General features: G+C 71.3%; 17 protein-coding genes and 1 tRNA gene. 8 read left to right on the plus strand and 10 right to left on the minus strand.

What is annotated here, in order from left to right; translation table 11 throughout:
* Window positions 1-49: 49 nt before the first annotated feature.
* Window positions 50-484, plus strand: coding sequence for a hypothetical protein (locus tag P1P70_RS11500; protein WP_319236713.1), 435 nt, complete (start codon window positions 50-52; stop codon window positions 482-484).
* 50 nt (window positions 485-534) lie between these two features.
* On the opposite strand, the gene P1P70_RS11505 is transcribed toward P1P70_RS11500, so the two are convergent.
* From P1P70_RS11505 to galU, 7 genes are all read right to left on the minus strand, one after another.
* Window positions 535-608, minus strand: a tRNA-Ala gene (locus P1P70_RS11505).
* A 147-nt stretch (window positions 609-755) separates the two neighbouring features.
* Window positions 756-2132, minus strand: coding sequence for a gephyrin-like molybdotransferase receptor GlpR (gene glpR / locus P1P70_RS11510; RefSeq protein ID WP_319236714.1), 1377 nt, complete (start codon window positions 2130-2132; stop codon window positions 756-758).
* Between the two features lie 221 nt (window positions 2133-2353).
* Window positions 2354-2992: a GNAT family protein gene (locus tag P1P70_RS11515; RefSeq protein ID WP_319236728.1), complete on the minus strand. Its 639-nt coding sequence runs from the start codon at window positions 2990-2992 to the stop codon at window positions 2354-2356.
* Between the two features lie 20 nt (window positions 2993-3012).
* Window positions 3013-3582: a MogA/MoaB family molybdenum cofactor biosynthesis protein gene (locus tag P1P70_RS11520; protein ID WP_319236715.1), complete on the minus strand. Its 570-nt coding sequence runs from the start codon at window positions 3580-3582 to the stop codon at window positions 3013-3015.
* Window positions 3579-4061, minus strand: coding sequence for a cyclic pyranopterin monophosphate synthase MoaC (moaC, locus tag P1P70_RS11525; RefSeq protein ID WP_319236716.1), 483 nt, complete (start codon window positions 4059-4061; stop codon window positions 3579-3581). Before moaC ends, P1P70_RS11520 begins: the two co-directional genes overlap by 4 nt.
* A gap of 84 nt (window positions 4062-4145) precedes the next feature.
* The gene (glp, locus tag P1P70_RS11530) at window positions 4146-5468 is read right to left on the minus strand and encodes a gephyrin-like molybdotransferase Glp (RefSeq protein WP_319236717.1); all 1323 of its coding nucleotides are present in this window, start codon (window positions 5466-5468) and stop codon (window positions 4146-4148) included.
* Complete coding sequence (gene galU, locus P1P70_RS11535; protein ID WP_319236718.1) at window positions 5465-6376, minus strand: UTP--glucose-1-phosphate uridylyltransferase GalU; 912 nt, start codon at window positions 6374-6376, stop codon at window positions 5465-5467. The genes glp and galU overlap by 4 nt, the downstream gene beginning before the upstream one ends.
* 133 nt (window positions 6377-6509) lie before the next feature.
* Here galU and P1P70_RS11540 point away from each other — a divergent pair, with 133 nt between their 5' ends.
* Window positions 6510-7085, plus strand: a complete 576-nt coding sequence (locus tag P1P70_RS11540; RefSeq protein ID WP_319236719.1) for a 5-formyltetrahydrofolate cyclo-ligase — start codon at window positions 6510-6512, stop codon at window positions 7083-7085.
* An 89-nt stretch (window positions 7086-7174) separates the two neighbouring features.
* Here the strand turns inward: P1P70_RS11540 and P1P70_RS11545 are convergent, their stop codons facing one another.
* Window positions 7175-9976, minus strand: coding sequence for a penicillin acylase family protein (locus P1P70_RS11545; RefSeq protein WP_319236720.1), 2802 nt, complete (start codon window positions 9974-9976; stop codon window positions 7175-7177).
* A gap of 262 nt (window positions 9977-10238) precedes the next feature.
* On the opposite strand from P1P70_RS11545, the gene P1P70_RS11550 reads away from it, so the two are divergent.
* From P1P70_RS11550 to P1P70_RS11565, 4 genes are all read left to right on the plus strand, one after another.
* The gene (locus P1P70_RS11550) at window positions 10239-11816 is read left to right on the plus strand and encodes a potassium/proton antiporter (RefSeq protein WP_319236721.1); all 1578 of its coding nucleotides are present in this window, start codon (window positions 10239-10241) and stop codon (window positions 11814-11816) included.
* Between the two features lie 304 nt (window positions 11817-12120).
* Entirely contained in the window at window positions 12121-13410 is a 1290-nt protein-coding gene (locus tag P1P70_RS11555; protein ID WP_319236722.1) for an MFS transporter, read from the plus strand.
* A gap of 69 nt (window positions 13411-13479) precedes the next feature.
* Window positions 13480-13815, plus strand: a complete 336-nt coding sequence (locus P1P70_RS11560) for an FmdB family zinc ribbon protein (RefSeq protein ID WP_319236723.1) — start codon at window positions 13480-13482, stop codon at window positions 13813-13815.
* A 197-nt stretch (window positions 13816-14012) separates the two neighbouring features.
* Window positions 14013-14855, plus strand: coding sequence for an S-methyl-5'-thioadenosine phosphorylase (locus P1P70_RS11565; protein ID WP_319236724.1), 843 nt, complete (start codon window positions 14013-14015; stop codon window positions 14853-14855).
* Between the two features lie 163 nt (window positions 14856-15018).
* On the opposite strand, the gene P1P70_RS11570 is transcribed toward P1P70_RS11565, so the two are convergent.
* Window positions 15019-15246, minus strand: a complete 228-nt coding sequence (locus P1P70_RS11570; protein ID WP_319236729.1) for a hypothetical protein — start codon at window positions 15244-15246, stop codon at window positions 15019-15021.
* On the opposite strand from P1P70_RS11570, the gene P1P70_RS11575 reads away from it, so the two are divergent.
* Both P1P70_RS11575 and mscL read left to right on the plus strand, forming a co-directional pair.
* Complete coding sequence (locus tag P1P70_RS11575) at window positions 15149-15721, plus strand: hypothetical protein (RefSeq protein ID WP_319236725.1); 573 nt, start codon at window positions 15149-15151, stop codon at window positions 15719-15721. The two genes, P1P70_RS11570 and P1P70_RS11575, sit on opposite strands and share 98 nt — an antisense overlap.
* Before the next feature lie 129 nt (window positions 15722-15850).
* Entirely contained in the window at window positions 15851-16327 is a 477-nt protein-coding gene (gene mscL / locus P1P70_RS11580; RefSeq protein WP_319236726.1) for a large conductance mechanosensitive channel protein MscL, read from the plus strand.
* A gap of 118 nt (window positions 16328-16445) precedes the next feature.
* Here mscL and P1P70_RS11585 read toward each other — a convergent pair whose 3' ends face one another.
* Window positions 16446-16634 carry a hypothetical protein gene (locus P1P70_RS11585; protein ID WP_184892979.1) on the minus strand — a complete coding sequence of 63 codons (189 nt, stop codon included), beginning with the start codon at window positions 16632-16634 and terminating at the stop codon, window positions 16446-16448.
* Between the last annotated feature and the right edge of the window lie 37 nt (window positions 16635-16671).

A 16671-nucleotide genomic window follows, 5' to 3' on the forward strand; every position in this document is an offset into this window, starting at 1 on the left:
GCCCGAAATCCCGGTGCCCACCGGGGTGTCGGGCCCCTACGGTGTGCCCGTGAGCAAGAACACCCGCCTTCGCCGTCTCGTCGTCGGCGACACCACGTGGCACTGGACCGTCCGCCAACGCTCCAACGTCGCCTACGACCACTGCCACCTGAAGCTGTCGCTCTACCCCGACGGCCCCCGGGGACGCCGTCTGGTCCTGCTCTTCAGCCCGGCGGAGAACCGCGCCGTCTCGAACTGCTACTTCGACGCCGGCGCCCTGGTCCGCCTCTCGGACCACACGTACCTCAACCTCCACGAGCCCGGCACGGTCCGCCGCCTCCTGGACGCCGCGGCCCCGAACCTGGACCTCCACCCCACCACCCGAACGATCGAGCTGGACGGCTGGCCGTACTTCGACGCGATCACGGAACCGGATGCCGCGCCGCCGGAGATCGAAGCTCCACATCAGCGCTCGGGCCCACCACTTGACCCGCAAGAACCCTGAAAACGACCAGAGGCCCGCTCCCCTGACGGGGAGCGAACCTCTGTGATGCGTGGACCTGTGGGGATTTGAACCCCAGACCCCCTCGATGCGAACGAGGTGCGCTACCGGACTGCGCCACAGGCCCTTGCAACGAGTGAAACTCTAGCATCCCCATCGCGGTGCTTGGAAATCCGTTCCCGGGCGGCCGGGGACCCGCCCGCGGGCGGCGCGTGGACGGCTGCGGACGGCTCGTGGCTGGTCAGCGGGAGGGGAGGAGCCGGAGGGCCGAGGGTCACTCGTTGGCCGCGCGCGGCCGGTCGCCGTCCTCGTACTGGTCGAAGAGCGGCGTACGCCCCCGCTCCCGGGAGCGCCGCGCGGACGCGGCCCGGCGGGCGTCGGAACGGCCGCCGTCGGGTGCGTCGGCCTCCTCCCCAGGACCGGCGTCGTCCGCGCTCTCCTCGCCGCCGCACTCCCCCTCCGGCGCGCGCCCGGAGGCGCTCGGGGAGTTCGCGGAGGCGCCCGACGAGCCGTGCGGGTCGGCCGCGCTGGAGCGCGCGGAGCTCCACGCGTCCGGGGCACCGAGGTCGACCCCGGACGTGGCCCGGGGCGCGACCGGCGCGGTGACGTACGTCGGGAGCGGCACCGGGACCGGGTCCCAGCTGTCGCCCTGGCCGGGCCGCCGCTGACGCTCACGCTGCTGGTCGACCCACTCGGCGTGGTCGGTCTGCTCGACGAGGGCCCGCCGGTCGGCCGCGAGCGCGGTCAGCTCGACCCGGGTCTCCTCGCTCTCGGGTCCGTCCTCCGGCTCGTCGGTGTCGACCGGGTCCGGCGCGGGGCGCCGCCGCTGGGGCTGCCGCTCGCGCAGTCGCTGCGCCGCCGCCTCGGCCTGCTGCCGGTCCATGGTGTACGCGAACCGCTTGCCCTCCTGGCGGCGCAGATGCGCGATGTAGGTGCTCAGCAGCACCGCGGGTACCCCCGGCGCCCACAGGAAGGCGAGTCCGCCGACCGCTGCGACGACCGCGCCGAGCGTGAAGGCGAGGAAGAGCATCACAGTCGTACGCCGTCGGCGCGCGAGCACCTTCGAGCGCTGGGCCCGCGCCTTGGCCTCCGCCGAGTCGCCCCGGTGTGCGCCCGCCGTCTGCCGGCCCGACCGCTTCGCCCGCGCGGGAGCGGGCACTTGGGCCGCCCCCTGCTTGAGTGCCCCCTGCTTGGCGGTCCCCTGCTTGGCCGCCCCTTGCTTGGCCGGCGCACCGCCCTGCTGGGGCACCGGCTGCGCCTGCGCCACCGCGGGCGCCTGCGTGGCCGGTTTCTCCGGCTGCTGCGGCCGCTGCGGCTGCTGACCGTGCTGCGGTGACTCACCCCGCTCCACCGGTAGTTGTGCCCTCGTGTGCTGCCGGAGCGGGGGCACGGCGAAGGCCCGGACGTCCACCGAGTCGGTGACGCCGTCCGGTTCGGCGCTGGGCTCCCCCTCTTCGGTGGAGCGCGCCCGCAGGTCCCTGGCGTAACGGCGCTCCATCCCCGCCCGGCCGGAAAGCAGCCGGATGGCGGTGCTGAAGCGTTCCGTCGGACGGGCTTCGTTCAGCTCGTCCTGCCTACGGAGCCACATCGGCACCAAGTAGGCGGCCCAGGCCCCGACGATGACTGCGTAGATGAGGCCGCTGCTGCTCACGCCTCACACGGTAGAGGGGTTTGCGTGAGGCCATCCGCCAATTGAGCCGGTGTGTCGCACGATCTGGCTGATATTTCGAGCTTTTTTTGTGACCGATCCGATCAGCGGGCCATCGAGAGCGCGAAATTAACGAGTCGAGAACGCTCCGACTCGTTCAACCCGGTCGTTCGCCCGGGCGTCGGCCGCACGTCCGTACCATTTTTTTCGAACACGCATTTCATTTATTGCGGCTGTCCGGGCTTGCCGGCATCGGATCCCGCGTTCCGCGCGTTCCGCGCCTGTTCGCGCCGCCAGCGGCCGAGCAGCCCCTCGGGCACCTCTTCGGCGGTGAGCGCGAAGACGAGATGGTCGCGCCAGGCACCGTCGATGTGAAGATATCGTGGACGAAGGCCTTCCTCACGGAATCCGAGTTTCTCCACGACCCGTCGGCTGGGCCGATTCTCGGGGCGAATACAGACCTCGACGCGGTGCAGTCCGACGGTCCGGAAGCAGTGGTCGACGACGAGCGCGACCGCCGTCGGCATCACCCCCCGCCCGGCGACCGACTCGTCGACCCAGTAGCCGACATGCCCCGAGCACATGGAGCCCCAGGTGATCCCGGCGACCGTCAACTGCCCCACCAGTCGCCCCTGGTACTCGATCACGAACGGCAGCATCCGGCCCGCGTTCGCCTCCGCCCGCAGATGGCGGACCATCTGACGGTACGTCGGCCGGTGCGCGATGGGCCCGCTGGGCGTGGGCGGCGGGATGGTCGCCTCCCAGGGCCGCAGCCAGTCCCGGTTGCGCCGGTTGACCTCGCGCCAGACCCGCTGGTCGCGCATCCTTATGGGCCGGAGGACGACCTCGCCGTCCACCAGCACCACGGGCCAGGATGGGCTGTTCAGCTCGCACCCCCACGGGGTCTGGAGGGGTCCTCCTCGGCCGGGGAGCCGCCGGGGGCCGGCCTCTGGTGGTCCCCGCCGCGGATCTGGTCGACGGCGTGGGTCAGCAGGGGTTCCAGAACGGCCAGGCCGTCCCGTACGCCGCCGGTCGAGCCCGGCAGGTTGACGATCAGCGTGCCGCGCGCGACGCCGGCGAGGCCCCGGGAGAGCGCGGCCGTGGGGACCTTGTCCCGGCCGTACGCCCTGATCGCCTCGGGGATGCCGGGGACCTCGTGGTCGAGGACCGCGCGGGTGGCCTCGGGGGTGCGGTCGGTGGGCGAGATGCCGGTCCCGCCGGTCGTCACGATCACGTCGTACCCGGCGTCCACGCCCGCCCGCAGCGCGGCTTCCACCGGGTCGCCGTCGGGCACGACCTGCGGGCCGTCGACGGCGAAGCCGAACGCCCGGAGGCCCTCGGCGATCAGGGGTCCGCCCCGGTCCTCGTAGACCCCGGCGGCCGCGCGGTTGGAGGCGGTCACGATCAGGGCGCGGTATGGCGTGGTGCCGGAGTCACCGGTCGGGGCCGTCATGCCCGGCTCCAGTCGCCCGACTTGCCGCCCGTCTTCTCCTCGACGCGGACGTCCGTGATGACCGCGCCCTTGTCGACCGCCTTCACCATGTCGATCAAGGTGAGCGCGGCGACGGAGACCGCCGTGAGCGCCTCCATCTCGACGCCCGTACGGTCGGTGGTCTTCACCGTGGCGAGGATCTCGACGGCGTCGTCCGCGACCGTCAGGTCGACCTTGACGCCCGAGACGGCCAGCGGGTGGCAGAGCGGGATCAGGTCGGGGGTGCGTTTGGCGCCCATGATCCCCGCGATGCGCGCGGTGGCGAGGGCGTCCCCCTTGGGCACTCCCTCGCCGCGCAGCAGTTCGACCACCGTCGGCGAGACCAGGACCCGGCCGCTGGCGCGGGCGGTGCGCGCGGTCACGTCCTTCCCGGAGACGTCGACCATGCGGGCTGCGCCCGCCTCGTCGATGTGGGTCAGTCGGTCCTGCGGCGTACTCATGGTGGTGTGGCGCTCCCGGTCGGGGCCCGTCGCGGTGCGGCGCGCGGTGTGTTGTGCGCGACACGGTACGCCACCCTCGATGCTTCAGCCGAGCAGGACGACCTCGACCTCCGTACCGGGCTCGACGGACTCGGTGTCCTCGGGGATCACGATGAGCGCGTCGGCGTGCGCGAGGGCGGCGACGAGGTGCGATCCGGCGCCGCCGACGGGGGTGACCTCGCCGTCGGTGTACGTCCCGCGCAGATACTGCCGACGGCCCGCGGGTGAGGTCAACGCCTTGGGGGCCCGCAGGGTCGCCGTGGTCGTCGGCCGGTGGACGTCGTCGAGGCCCATCAGGGTGCGGATGGCGGGCCGGACGAAGAGTTCGAAGGAGACGTACGACGACACCGGGTTGCCGGGGAGGGCGAGGAGCGGGATGTGGTCGGGGCCGATGGTGCCGAAGCCCTGGGGCTTGCCGGGCTGCATGGCGAGCTTGCGGAAGTCGATGCCGGCGCCCTCCTCGTCCTCGTCGCCGACGGACTGCAGGGCTTCCTTGACGACGTCGTACGCGCCGACGCTGACGCCGCCGGTGGTGACCACCAGGTCGGCGCGGACGAGCTGGTCCTCGATGGTGGAGCGGAGGGTCTCGGCGTCGTCGGCGACGGCGCCGACGCGGTAGGCGATGGCGCCCGCGTCCCGGGAGGCGGCGGTGAGCGCGAAGCTGTTGGAGTCGTAGATCTGGCCGGTGGCCAGGGTGTCGCCGGGCGGGACCAGTTCGCTGCCGGTGGAGAGCACCACCACGCGCGGGCGCGGGTGTACGCGTACGGAGGCGCGGCCGATGGCGGCGAGCAGACCGAGCTGGGGCGGGCCGAGGACCGTGCCGGCCGCCAGGGCGCGTTCGCCGGCCTTGACGTCGCTGCCCTCCGCGCGTACGTGCGCGCGTGCCTCGGCGGGGCGGTGCACGGCGACCTGACCGGTGGCGCCCTCGGGGCCGGCGCTGCGGGCGCGCATCCCGGAGACGGGCCCCTCGCCGAGGCCGCCGTCGGTCCACTCCACCGGGACGACGGCCTCCGCGCCGGGCGGCAGGGGGGCGCCGGTCATGATGCGCGCGGCCTCCCCCGGGCCCACGTGCGGCTGTTCGCTCTGCCCGGCCGCGACGTCGCCGATCACCGTGAGCGCGGCGGGGAACTCCTCACTCGCGCCCGCGACGTCCGCGACCCGCACCGCGTACCCGTCCATGGAGCTGTTGTCGAACGGCGGCAGTGACACCGGCACCGTGACGTCCTCGACCAGCACGCAGCCCTGGGCGTCGAGGAGTTGCAGCTCGATGGGTTCCAGGGGGCGCACGGTGGCGAGGATGTCCTCCAGGTGCTCGGTCACCGACCAGAGGTGGTCCCGGCCGGTGGTGCGGGTCGCGGCGGTGCTCACTGTGGCTGCATCTCCTCGGCTACGTAACTGCGAAGCCAGGTCCGGAAGTCCGGGCCCAGGTCTTCACGTTCGCACGCGAGTCTGACAATGGCACGCAGGTAGTCGCCACGGTCTCCGGTGTCATAGCGGCGGCCCTTGAAGACGACGCCGTGCACGGGGCCGCCGACCTTCTCGTCCGCGGCGAGCTGCTGGAGGGCGTCGGTGAGCTGGATCTCGCCGCCGCGGCCCGGTTCGGTCTGCCGCAGGACGTCGAAGATCTGCGGGGCGAGGACATAGCGGCCGATGATCGCGTAGTTCGACGGGGCGTCGGCCGGGTCCGGCTTCTCGATCATGCCCGTGATCTTGACGACATCGCCGTCCTCGGTGGCCTCGACGGCCGCACAGCCGTAGAGGTGGATCTGCTCCGGCGCGACCTCCATGAGGGCGATGACGCTGCCGCCGCTCCGCTCCTGGACCTCGACCATGCGCCGCAGGAGCGGGTCGCGGGGGTCGATCAGGTCGTCGCCGAGGAGGACCGCGAAGGGTTCGTCGCCGACGTGCGGGGCGGCGCACAGCACCGCGTGGCCGAGGCCCTTGGGGTCGCCCTGGCGGACGTAGTGGATGGTCGCGAGGTCGCTGGACTCCTGGACCTTGGCGAGCCGGTGGCCGTCGCCCTTCCTCTGGAGGGCGGACTCCAACTCGTGGTTGCGGTCGAAGTGGTCCTCGAGGGGGCGCTTGTTGCGGCCGGTGATCATCAGGACGTCGTCGAGTCCCGCCGCCGCGGCCTCCTCCACCACGTACTGGATCGCCGGCTTGTCCACGACCGGGAGCATCTCCTTGGGAGTCGCTTTGGTCGCCGGCAGGAACCGGGTTCCCAGACCCGCCGCGGGAATGACAGCCTTGCTGATCCTGGGGTTCGCCTCACTCATGCGCCGAACCATATCCGGTGCCTTTGTGGGGAATCTGTGGCTCCGATGAATTCGTTCTCATATGAACCGATTACGAATAATACTGGAGCCACCTGTGAGCCGGATGGGACCTGAACCGGAGCTTTCCAAGCGAATGTTGCGACGAGAGCTCCTCCTGGTGAGGAGCGGGTTGACGCCGGATGACGTCCGGAAAACGACGGGCGCCCTTGCGGACCGGGCTCTCGATCTGCCTGAACTGGCGCACGCGCGCACGGTCGCGGCGTATGTGTCCGTGGGGAGTGAACCGGGCACCCTCGCGCTCCTCGACGCGCTCCGCGCGCGGGGCGTGCGCGTCCTGCTTCCGGTCCTGTTGCCCGACAACGACCTCGACTGGGGCGTCTACGAGGGAGGGCCCTCCCTCGCGCGCGTGCGGCACGGCGGCCGCATGGAACTCCTCGAACCCGCCGGCGAGCGGCTCGGCCCGGACGCCGTGACCACCGCCGACGTCGTCCTGCTCCCGGGCCTGGCGGTCGACGCGCGCGGCATGCGCCTCGGCCGGGGCGGCGGCTCCTACGACCGCGTCCTGGCCCGCCTGGACCGCGCGGGCGCCGACCCGGCGCTGGTGGTGCTCCTGTACGACACGGAGGTGCTGGACCGCGTCCCGGAGGAGGAGCACGACCGCCCGGTGCACGCGGTGGTGACGCCTTCGGGGGTACGACGCCTCACATGACGGTTCCCCGCGCCCCGAAGGGGGCGCGGGGAACTGCACGACCAGCCACGACGGCGCCGCAGCCGAAAAACGGCCCACCGAGCGGAGCGCTACGGCTTCAGCAGCAGCGTGTCGCTCGTGCCGTCCTCGACCGCCTTGTCGTAGAACGGCCACGTCAGCAGCTCGCCCTTGACCCACTTGTCGGTCTGGTCGGTGTAGTGCGCGTTGTAGGCGTGCCCGGAGGCGCCGGTGAGGTTGATCCACTTGGACTTGTCGAGATCCCCGAGGTTCACCACCATCCGCATCGACGGCACCCAGACGACCTCGTAGCCGCCCGCCGCGTTCCAGCCGGTGGCGTTGACCGTGGCCTCGCCGCCACCCAGCTTCCAGGGACCGCGGTTGAGCATGTACTGGAGGAAACCGGGGCCCGCGGTACCGAGGGTCTGGTTCTTCAGGAACAGCCGGTGCAACCGGCCCCAGCTCCAGGTGTCGATGTCCTTGCCGAGCTTGGCGGTCAGCTCCCAACGGGCATCCCGCATGGCCCGCTGGAACAGCTCGTCACGGGTGTCGGCGGCCTTCAGGTTGCGCGCTTTGGGCGTGGACCACCAGGCGCTGTCCTGGTCCTCGACGAGTCGGCGGACCACCTCGAACCAGCGGTCGCCGCCGTCCGGCTGCGCCTGGTCCGCGTCGCGCCTGCCGCACTCGCGCACCTGCTGGTCCTCGTCGGCGGGCCCGGTGGAGTCGACCGGCTCGACCGACAGGCACTGTCCCTCGACGCGCAGCTCCTTGGGCAGTTTGTCACCGAAGGCGAGCTTGAGGATGTTGCGCCAGACCGAGTTGAAGTACGCGGCGGCCGCCGAGTCGGCGTCCTGGGTGTAGTCCCAGCCCTCCAGCAGCTTCTGCGCCTCGCGGACGTGCTTGTCGCCGACGTCGATCTTGAGCAGCAGCGGCACCAGCAGCTTGGCGATCTCGCTGCTGTTGTCCATCTGCATCTGCCGCATGTCGTCGGTGGAGATCTTGCCGCCACCCTTGATCTTGGACTCGATCAGGCTGGTGATCCGCTGCGCGCGCGTGCCGTAGCCGAAGTCCGTGGTGAGGGTGTACGGGTACTTCTTGTCGACGACGGCCTGGTTCGCGGTGACGATGTAGCCGCGCTCCGGGTCGTACTCGTAGGGCAGTTCGTCCTGGTCGATGTAGCCGGTCCAGCGGTACCGCGGGTCCCAGCCCGGCGCGGGCAGCGAGCCGTCGCCCTTGCCGCGGGTGGGGATCCTGCCGGGCAGCTGGTAGCCGATGTGGCCCTCGGTGTCGGCGTAGATCAGGTTCTGCGAGGGGACGTCGAACAGGGAGGCGGCCTCGCGGAAGTCGTCCCAGTCCTTGGCCTTGTTCATGGCGAAGACGGCGTCCATGGAGGTGCCGGGGTCGAGCGCGGTCCAGCGCAGGGCGATGCCGTAGCCGTCGCCGCGGTCGGGGGCGTCCTGGTCGACCGTGGCCTTCTTGCCGACCTGGACGAGTTCGTTGTTGCGGTCCGAGAGCAGGGGACCGTTGTTGGTGGTGCGGACGACGATCGTCTTGGACGTGCCGCCGGCGACCTCGATGGTCTCCTCACGGGTGTCGAACGGCAGGACCTTGGAGCCGTACTGGTAACCGTCTCCGGTGAGCTTCTCCAGGTAGAGGTCGGTGACGTCGACGCCGGAGTTGGTCATGCCCCAGGCGATGTCGGCGTTGTGGCCGATGACCACGCCGGGCATGCCGGAGAAGGTGTAGCCGGAGACGTCGTACTGGCACTTCGCGGAGACGGCCTTGCAGTGCAGGCCCATCTGGTACCAGACCGACGGCAGCGAGGCCGTCAGGTGCGGGTCGTTGGCGAGCAGCGGCTTGCCGGTGATGGTGTGGTCGCCGGAGACGACCCAGGAGTTGGAGCCGATGCCGTTGCCGTTCACACCGACGGCCTCGGGCAGGTCCTCCAGGACGTTGTAGAGGCCGTCCAGCTGGGTCTGGAGGGCTCCGGAGTCCGTGGAGGTACCGGCGGTGCCCGTACCCGTCCCCGTGCCCCCGGTGCCCTGCGTGGAGCCCCCCGTGCCCCCGGTGCCCTGCGTGGAGCCGTCGGTGCTCTGCTCGGAACCCGACCCGTCGGACCAGGTCTTGGTCAGCTCGTCGTACTGGCCCTCCCGCACGATCGTCCCGTTGCGGCTGTACGGGTACTGCGGGTACAGGTCGGCGATCTGCTGGGGGCCGAGGCGGCTGGTCATCAGGGCGCGGTCGATCTCGTCCTGCATGTTGCCGCGCAGGTCCCACGCCATCGCCTTCAGCCAGGCGATCGAGTCGACGGGGGTCCACTCCTCGGGCTTGTAGTCGTTCGTGAAGCCGAGGGCCGCGTACTCGACGGAGATCTCGTCGCCGTCCTTGCCGGCCAGGTAGGCGTTGACCCCCTTGGCGTACGCGTCGAGGTACTTCTTCGTCTCGGCCGAGAGCGTCTTCTTGTACTCCTCCTCGGCGATCCGGTGCCAGCCGAGGGTGCGCAGGAACTCGTCGTTGTCGACCTGGCCCTCGCCGAACATCTCCGAGAGGCGGCCGGCCGTCATGTGGCGGCGCACGTCCATCTCGTAGAACCGGTCCTGCGCCTGGACGTACCCCTGCGCCATGAACAGGTCCTCGTCGGAGGAGGCGTAGATCTGTGGGATCCCGTAGCCGTCGCGTTTGACGTCGACCGGTCCCGACAGACCGTCCAGGGTTATCGAACCCTTGGTCTGCGGGAAGGAGGCGCGCACGGTGGAGACGGACCAGAACGCCCCGTAGCCGACGCCACCGATGATGGCCAGGACCAGGACGATCAGGAGAAGACGGACTTTGCGCCCCTTCTTCCTGCCGGACTTGCCGGACTGCTGGCCGGAGGGGGTGGTGTCGGTGGGCATCGCTGTCCTTGCTGTCCTAACACGAGCGGCAGGTCGGGCTGTGCTTTGTACTGAACGCTGGAGCAACCATAGGCGCAGGGCCCGACACGACTTGACGCGGAGTCGGGAACTGGCGCGGACGACTGTTCGATCTTGCCCTCGCGAGCGTCAAGAAATCGTCAAGAGTTAGGTAAGGTAACGAAGTACTCGCACTGACGTAACCGCGATCGCACGGTTTCCGTGATCGGCTTCGCATGCCCACACGCGCGCATGCCCGCATCGAGTGCTCGGCGTCACACACTCGGAACCACGTGCGGTTCGGCAAGAAAGGTACGGCCCGCTGACTGTCCACGACCTCAACCAGCTCCTGCTCGTCTGCTCGCTCGTCCTTCTCGTCGCGGTCGCCGCGGTCCGGATCTCGTCGCGCAGCGGGCTCCCCAGCCTGCTCGTGTACCTGGGCATCGGCATCGCCATGGGCCAGGACGGCATCGGCGACATCCACTTCGACAACGCCGAACTGACCCAGGTCATCGGCTACGCGGCCCTCGTCGTGATCCTGGCGGAGGGCGGCCTCGGCACGAAGTGGAAGGAGGTCGAGCCGGCCCTGCCGGCCGCCACCTCACTGGCGCTGGTCGGTGTCGCGACGAGCGTCGGCGTCACAGCCGCGGGCGCGCACTATCTGATCGGGCTGGAGTGGCGGCAGGCACTCATCATCGGCGCGGTCGTGTCCTCCACGGACGCGGCGGCCGTCTTCTCCGTGCTGCGCAGGATCCCCCTTCCCGCGCGCGTGACGGGCACCCTGGAGGCCGAGTCCGGCTTCAACGACGCCCCGGTGGTCATCCTCGTCGCCTCGCTCTCCATGGCCGGACCGGTCGAGCACTGGTACGTCCTGATCGGCGAGATAGTGCTGGAACTGGCGATCGGCGCCGCCATCGGCCTCGCCGTGGGCTGGCTGGGCTCCTGGGGCCTCAGGCATGTGGCACTGCCCGCCTCCGGCCTCTACCCGATCGCCGTCATGGCCATCGCCGTCACCGCGTACGCGGCCGGCGCCCTGGCGCACGGCAGCGGCTTCCTCGCCGTCTACCTGGCCTCCATGGTCCTCGGCAACGCCAAGCTGCCCCACTGGCCCGCCACCCGGGGCTTCGCCGAGGGCGTCGGCTGGATCGCCCAGATCGGCATGTTCGTCCTGCTCGGACTACTGGTCACCCCGCACGAGATGGGCGACGACATCTGGCCCGCGCTCGTCATCGGCCTGGTGCTGACCATGGTGGCGCGGCCCCTGAGCGTCGTCGTCGCACTGGTGCCGTTCCGGGTGCCGTGGCGCGAGCAGGCCCTGCTCTCCTGGGCCGGGCTGCGCGGCGCGGTGCCCATCATCCTGGCGACGATCCCCATGGTGAGCGGCGTCGAGGGCAGCCGCCGGATCTTCAACATCGTCTTCGTGCTCGTCGTCGTCTACACCCTCGTCCAGGGACCGACGCTGCCCTGGCTGGCCCGCAAGCTCCGCCTCGGCGGCTCGGGCGACGAGGCGGCCGACCTCGGCATCGAGTCGGCGCCCCTGGAGCGGCTGCGCGGCCACCTGCTGTCCGTCGCCATCCCCGAGAAGTCCCGTATGCACGGCGTCGAGGTCAACGAACTGCGGCTCCCCGCTGGCGCCGCCGTCACCCTCGTCGTCCGCGACGGCAAGTCCTTCGTGCCCCTGCCGACCACGGTCCTGCGACGCGGCGACGAACTCCTCGTCGTCGCCACCGACCCCGTCCGGGACCAGGCGGAGCGCAGGCTCAGGGCCGTCGGCCAGGGCGGCAAGCTGGCCGACTGGCTGGGGACGGGCAACGGGGGCGGCGACGGCGGAGCGCGGCGCTGAGACGGATCGCGGCGCCGAGGGCGGCGACTGGATCGTTAAGGGCAGGTTTCACACTGTTCACACCCTCCGGAACACGGGGTGCGACGATCCATGGTGCTCACTTTCACAGGTGACCCGACCGTTGCTCCCTGTACGATGAAGGCGCACTTGATCGGACCAACTCTGTCTGACGCAGAGCTGGCGCGACCGTATGGCGGCCGTCACGCCCCCCTTCCGCGGGCCCGGCATCTACCGCAGTGGCGCAAGAGGACAGCTCTCGGCGCCCCCGCACAGGCGCGCTACCAGGCGGCGGAAAGGCACGGCCGTGGCGTCCACGGTCACCTCGAACACCTCGAACACCTCCAAGGCGTCCCAGCCGGGCTACGGGCAGCTGCTGCGCACCCGGGGCGCGTGGACGTTCCTCCTGCCCGGCTTCGCGGCCCGCCAGCCGTTCGCGATGCTGACGCTCTCCATCGTGCTGCTCGTCCAGCACACCACCGGCTCGTACGGCGCGGCCGGAGCCGTGGCCGCCGTGACCGGCGTCTCCATGGCCGTGTTCGCCCCCTGGAGCGGCCGTCTCGCCGACCGGCACGGCCAGCGGGCCGTCCTGCTCCCCGGCGTCCTCGTCCACGGCGCGGCCGGCCTCTCCCTGACGGCGCTGGCCCTGACGGACGCCCCCCTGTGGGCGCTGTTCGCCGCCGCCGTGCCCACCGGGGCCTCGGTGCCGCAGGTCGGCCCCATGGTGCGGGCCCGCTGGGGCGTCAAGCTCCAGGACTCGCCCCTGATGGGCACCGCCGCCGCCTTCGAGTCCGTCACCGACGAGCTGACCTTCGTCCTCGGCCCGCTGCTCGCGACCGCGCTGTGCACCGCCGTGCACCCGGCCGCCGGCCTGCTCACCGAGGCCGCGCTGACCCTGATCGGCGGCCTGCTGTTCGCCGCGCAACGCGCGACCCAGCCGCGCGTCGTACCCGTGTCCCACGCGCGCGTGGAGCGGGTTTCCGCCCTGTCCCTGCCCGGGGTGCGCGTCCTGATCGTCACCTTCCTGGGCATCGGCTCCGTCTTCGGCGGCATGCAGGTCTCCCTCGCCGCCTTCTCCGAGTCGATCGGCGAGCCCGGCCTGAACGGCGTCCTGTACGGCGTGTTCGCCGCCGGCAACATGCTCTCCGGCATCGTCTGCGGCGCGATCGCCTGGAAGGCGTCCCCACAGCGGCGCCTGGTCGTCGGCTACACCGCTCTCGCGCTGGTCGCCTCCGCCCTGTGGACCGCCGACTCCGTGCTCGTCCTCGCCGCCCTCGGCCTCCTGGTCGGCATGTGCATCGCCCCCGCCCTGATCACCGGCTACACCCTGGTCGACTCCCTGGTCCCCTCGGGTGCCCGTACGGAGGCCTTCACCTGGCTGACCGGCGCGGTCGCGCTCGGCCAGGCGGCCGCCGTCACGGCCGCCGGTCAGCTGGAGGACCGGCTGTGGACGGGCGCCGGTTTCCTCGTGCCGGCGGCCGGTACGGCACTGGCCCTGGCGACGCTGTTTGCCCTGCGTACGAGGCTGGCGGGCAGCCCGCGCAGCCGTACCGTCGCGCGTGTCGTCGGTCACCGAGTGCCGGTGACAGTGGACTGATCCCCGGGGAATAGGTCACTATGGACCGTCGTTAGCACTCATCGAGTGAGAGTGCCAGGAGGAAGACCAGTGCCGACGTACCAGTACCAGTGCACCGAATGCGGTGAGGGCCTCGAAGCGGTGCAGAAGTTCACCGACGACGCCCTGACCGAGTGCCCCAGCTGCAACGGCCGCCTCAAGAAGGTGTTCTCAGCGGTCGGCATCGTCTTCAAGGGCTCCGGTTTCTACCGGAACGACAGCCGAGGCTCGTCGTCCAGCAGCAGCCCGGCGACGGCGAAGTCCTCCTCCTCTTCGGATGCGAAGTCCTCGTCGGACACGAAGTCGTCCACCTCGTCCTCGTCGTCCTCCGAGTCGAAGTCGGCGTCCTCGGGCTCTTCCTCCGCCAGCAGCACGTCGGCCGCGTAGCACGTCGGCCGCGTGGCGCGGTTGCCGCGTGACGCGTCGGTCGCGTGGCTGTCACGCCGCTGGGCGGTTTCGGCGCGTAGCACCGGTCTGTTCGCCGTGGGTACTGCCGCCGCGTGCGTGTTTCTCGTCCAGGACCCTGCCGTCGTACGACGACCGGCGGGGTCTTCGGCGTCTCGGGGCCCGGTTAGGGTGCGGGCATGGCGAACACGGAGCACGCGGAGATCGGCGTCATCGGCGGATCGGGGTTCTACTCCTTCCTCGACGACGTGACCGAGATACAGGTCGACACCCCCTACGGGCCCCCCAGCGACTCCCTCTTCCTGGGCGAGATCGCCGGACGCCGCGTCGCCTTCCTCCCGCGCCACGGCCGCGCCCACCATCTGCCGCCGCACCGCATCAACTACCGCGCCAACCTCTGGGCGCTGCGCTCCGTCGGCGCGCGCCAGGTGCTCGGCCCGTGCGCGGTGGGCGGTCTGCGGCCCGAGTACGGACCGGGCACGCTCCTCGTCCCGGACCAGCTCGTGGACCGTACGAAGTCCCGCACCCAGACCTACTTCGACGGCCTTCCCCTGCCCGGCGGCGCCATCCCCAACGTCGTCCATGTCTCGCTCGCCGACCCCTACTGCCCCGTCGGCCGCGAGGCCGCCCTCGAAGCGGCGCGTCGGCGTGACTGGGAACCGGTGGACGGCGGCACCCTCGTCGTGGTCGAGGGCCCCCGCTTCTCCACCCGTGCCGAGTCCCTGTGGCACCAGGCCCAGGGCTGGTCCGTGGTCGGCATGACCGGCCACCCCGAGGCGATCCTGGCCCGTGAACTGGAGCTCTGCTACACCTCCCTGACCCTTGTGACCGACCTCGACGCCGGCGCCGAGACGGGTGAGGGCGTGTCCCACGAGGAAGTCCTCCAGGTCTTCGCCGCCAACATCGACCGCCTCCGGGGCGTCCTCTTCGAGGCGGTCGCCGCCCTGCCGCCGAACGACGGCCGCGACTGCCTGTGCACGAAGGCGCTGGGCGGGATGGACCCCGGGTTCGCGCTGCCGTGACGGGGTGAGACGGGGCCGGCCCGAGCTGGCCTGCTGGGCTGGGCTGGGCTGGGCTGGGGCGGAACTCCTCGTTCGGGTGGCGAGGTTTTCCACAACCGGTGGGTGGTCCACAGGCCTCAGCGGGCCTCGCCGCGAAGCCTCATCGTGGGACCGCAAGCCGATCTCACACAGCAGGTGGTGGCCCCATGACCCGCACTCCGTCCGCGTCCCCGAGCGCCTTCTCGCCGTCCCCGTCCTCTTCTTCGCACTCGCCCTCACCCTCGCTCTCGCCCTCGGCATGGCCGTCGTCGCCTTTGTCGTCGTCTTCCTCGGGCTCGTCGCCGCACCCGCCCTCGTCCGCACGGATTCCGTCCTGGGCCGCCGGCCCGCCCGGCGCCGATGCCCCTCCCACCTGCGAGGTCCCGCACTTCGCCCCGCTACGGGTGCGCGGCGGTGCGCATCGGCTCCGCCGTCTCGCCCGCTGCCGAAGGCGTGCCGTGGCCGCCGGTCTGGCGGTGACCGCCGCCGCGCTGCTGGTGGCAGGGGCGGGCCCGAGGGAGGCCGGACGGGTCAGGGGCCACCCCGTGGCCGACCCGGTCCCCGAACGCCCCACCGGCGTGGGGACGGTGACCGCCCCGGTGCGCATCGCCGACGGCGCGACGGTACGACTGCTGCGTCCGGGCGACCGGGTCGACGTGATCGCGGCCGAGGAGTCCGCGACGGGCGGTGCTGCGAGGGTCGTCGCACGGGGCGCCCGTGTCTCCGAGGTGCCCACCGTCGACGCGGCCGAGAGCGGAGCCCTGGTCGTCCTGACCGTGCCCCGCCGCACGGCGGCCCGGCTGGCCGGAGCGGGCGCCACGTCCCGCCTGGCGGTGACCCTGTGGTGACCGCTCGCCGCATCGCCGGCCCTCGCCCGTCAAGTCCCACATCGGAGGGACCCAGTTGGACACTCGGGCCCGTCCCTGACGTAGGTTGCGGAGTCGTTTGTTCCACAACCAGTGCAGAGAGGCCTCGTGGTGAGCGAGAAGAAGGAGCCGAGCGTCTGGGAGGGCTTCAAGGCCTTCCTGATGCGGGGGAACGTCGTCGACCTGGCCGTCGCCGTGGTCATCGGCGCGGCCTTCACCAACATCGTCAACTCGGTGGTGAAGGGGGTCATCAGCCCGCTGGTGGGCGCGTTCGGCACGAAGAACCTCGACCAGTACCGCTACTGCATGAAGGACCCCTGCACGGTGGCGGCGGACGGAACGGTCACGCACGGCGTCGCCATCCTCTGGGGCACGGTGCTGAACGCGACGCTCACCTTCCTCATCACCGCGGCCGTCGTCTACTTCCTGATGGTGCTCCCCATGGCCAAGTACCTGGCCCGTCAGGAAGCCCGCCGCAAGGCGAAGGAGGGCACGCACGAGGTCATCGAAGTGACCGAGCTGGAGGTCCTGAAGGAGATCCGCGACGCCCTGGTGGCCCAGCGCGGTTCGGGCCACGACCGCACGTAGCGGGGGCAGAGACCTGTAGCGGGCGAGGCCGACCTCCCCACGCCTTCGGGCGCCGGGGCCGATGCCCCACGGCCCGCGACCGGCAAGTCCGACGGCTCACGGCCTTCGGTCGGCGGTGTCAGATGTGGTGGGGCGGCTTCTCGTCGAGGAAGCGCTTCAGGTCGGCCGCGCTGTCGCCGCCCTCGCCGGACCGCTCGCCCCACCCGTGGTCCGAGTCGTCGGACGACGGCCGGCTGAGCGGGTCGTCGAAGACCAGCGCGGCCTTGGGGTCACGCGGTTCGGGGCCGGGGGCGGGAGCGGTACTCATGCCTCCAGGATACGGCCCGTACCGCCCCGCGCCCGGC

The organism is Streptomyces sp. MB09-02B, from assembly GCF_033794485.1.
Taxonomy (GTDB): Bacteria; Actinomycetota; Actinomycetes; order Streptomycetales; family Streptomycetaceae; genus Streptomyces.

What these genes read in the sequence shown, in the direction of transcription:
- galU (WP_319236718.1), bottom strand. Translation starts at nt 6,376, where the DNA reads ATGAGTGAGGCGAACCCCAGGATCAGCAAGGCTGTCATTCCCGCGGCG.
- P1P70_RS11540 (WP_319236719.1), top strand. Translation starts at nt 6,510, where the DNA reads ATGTTGCGACGAGAGCTCCTCCTGGTGAGGAGCGGGTTGACGCCGGAT.
- moaC (WP_319236716.1), bottom strand. Translation starts at nt 4,061, where the DNA reads ATGAGTACGCCGCAGGACCGACTGACCCACATCGACGAGGCGGGCGCA.
- P1P70_RS11565 (WP_319236724.1), top strand. Translation starts at nt 14,013, where the DNA reads ATGGCGAACACGGAGCACGCGGAGATCGGCGTCATCGGCGGATCGGGG.
- P1P70_RS11545 (WP_319236720.1), bottom strand. Translation starts at nt 9,976, where the DNA reads ATGCCCACCGACACCACCCCCTCCGGCCAGCAGTCCGGCAAGTCCGGC.
- P1P70_RS11585 (WP_184892979.1), bottom strand. Translation starts at nt 16,634, where the DNA reads ATGAGTACCGCTCCCGCCCCCGGCCCCGAACCGCGTGACCCCAAGGCC.
- P1P70_RS11520 (WP_319236715.1), bottom strand. Translation starts at nt 3,582, where the DNA reads ATGACGGCCCCGACCGGTGACTCCGGCACCACGCCATACCGCGCCCTG.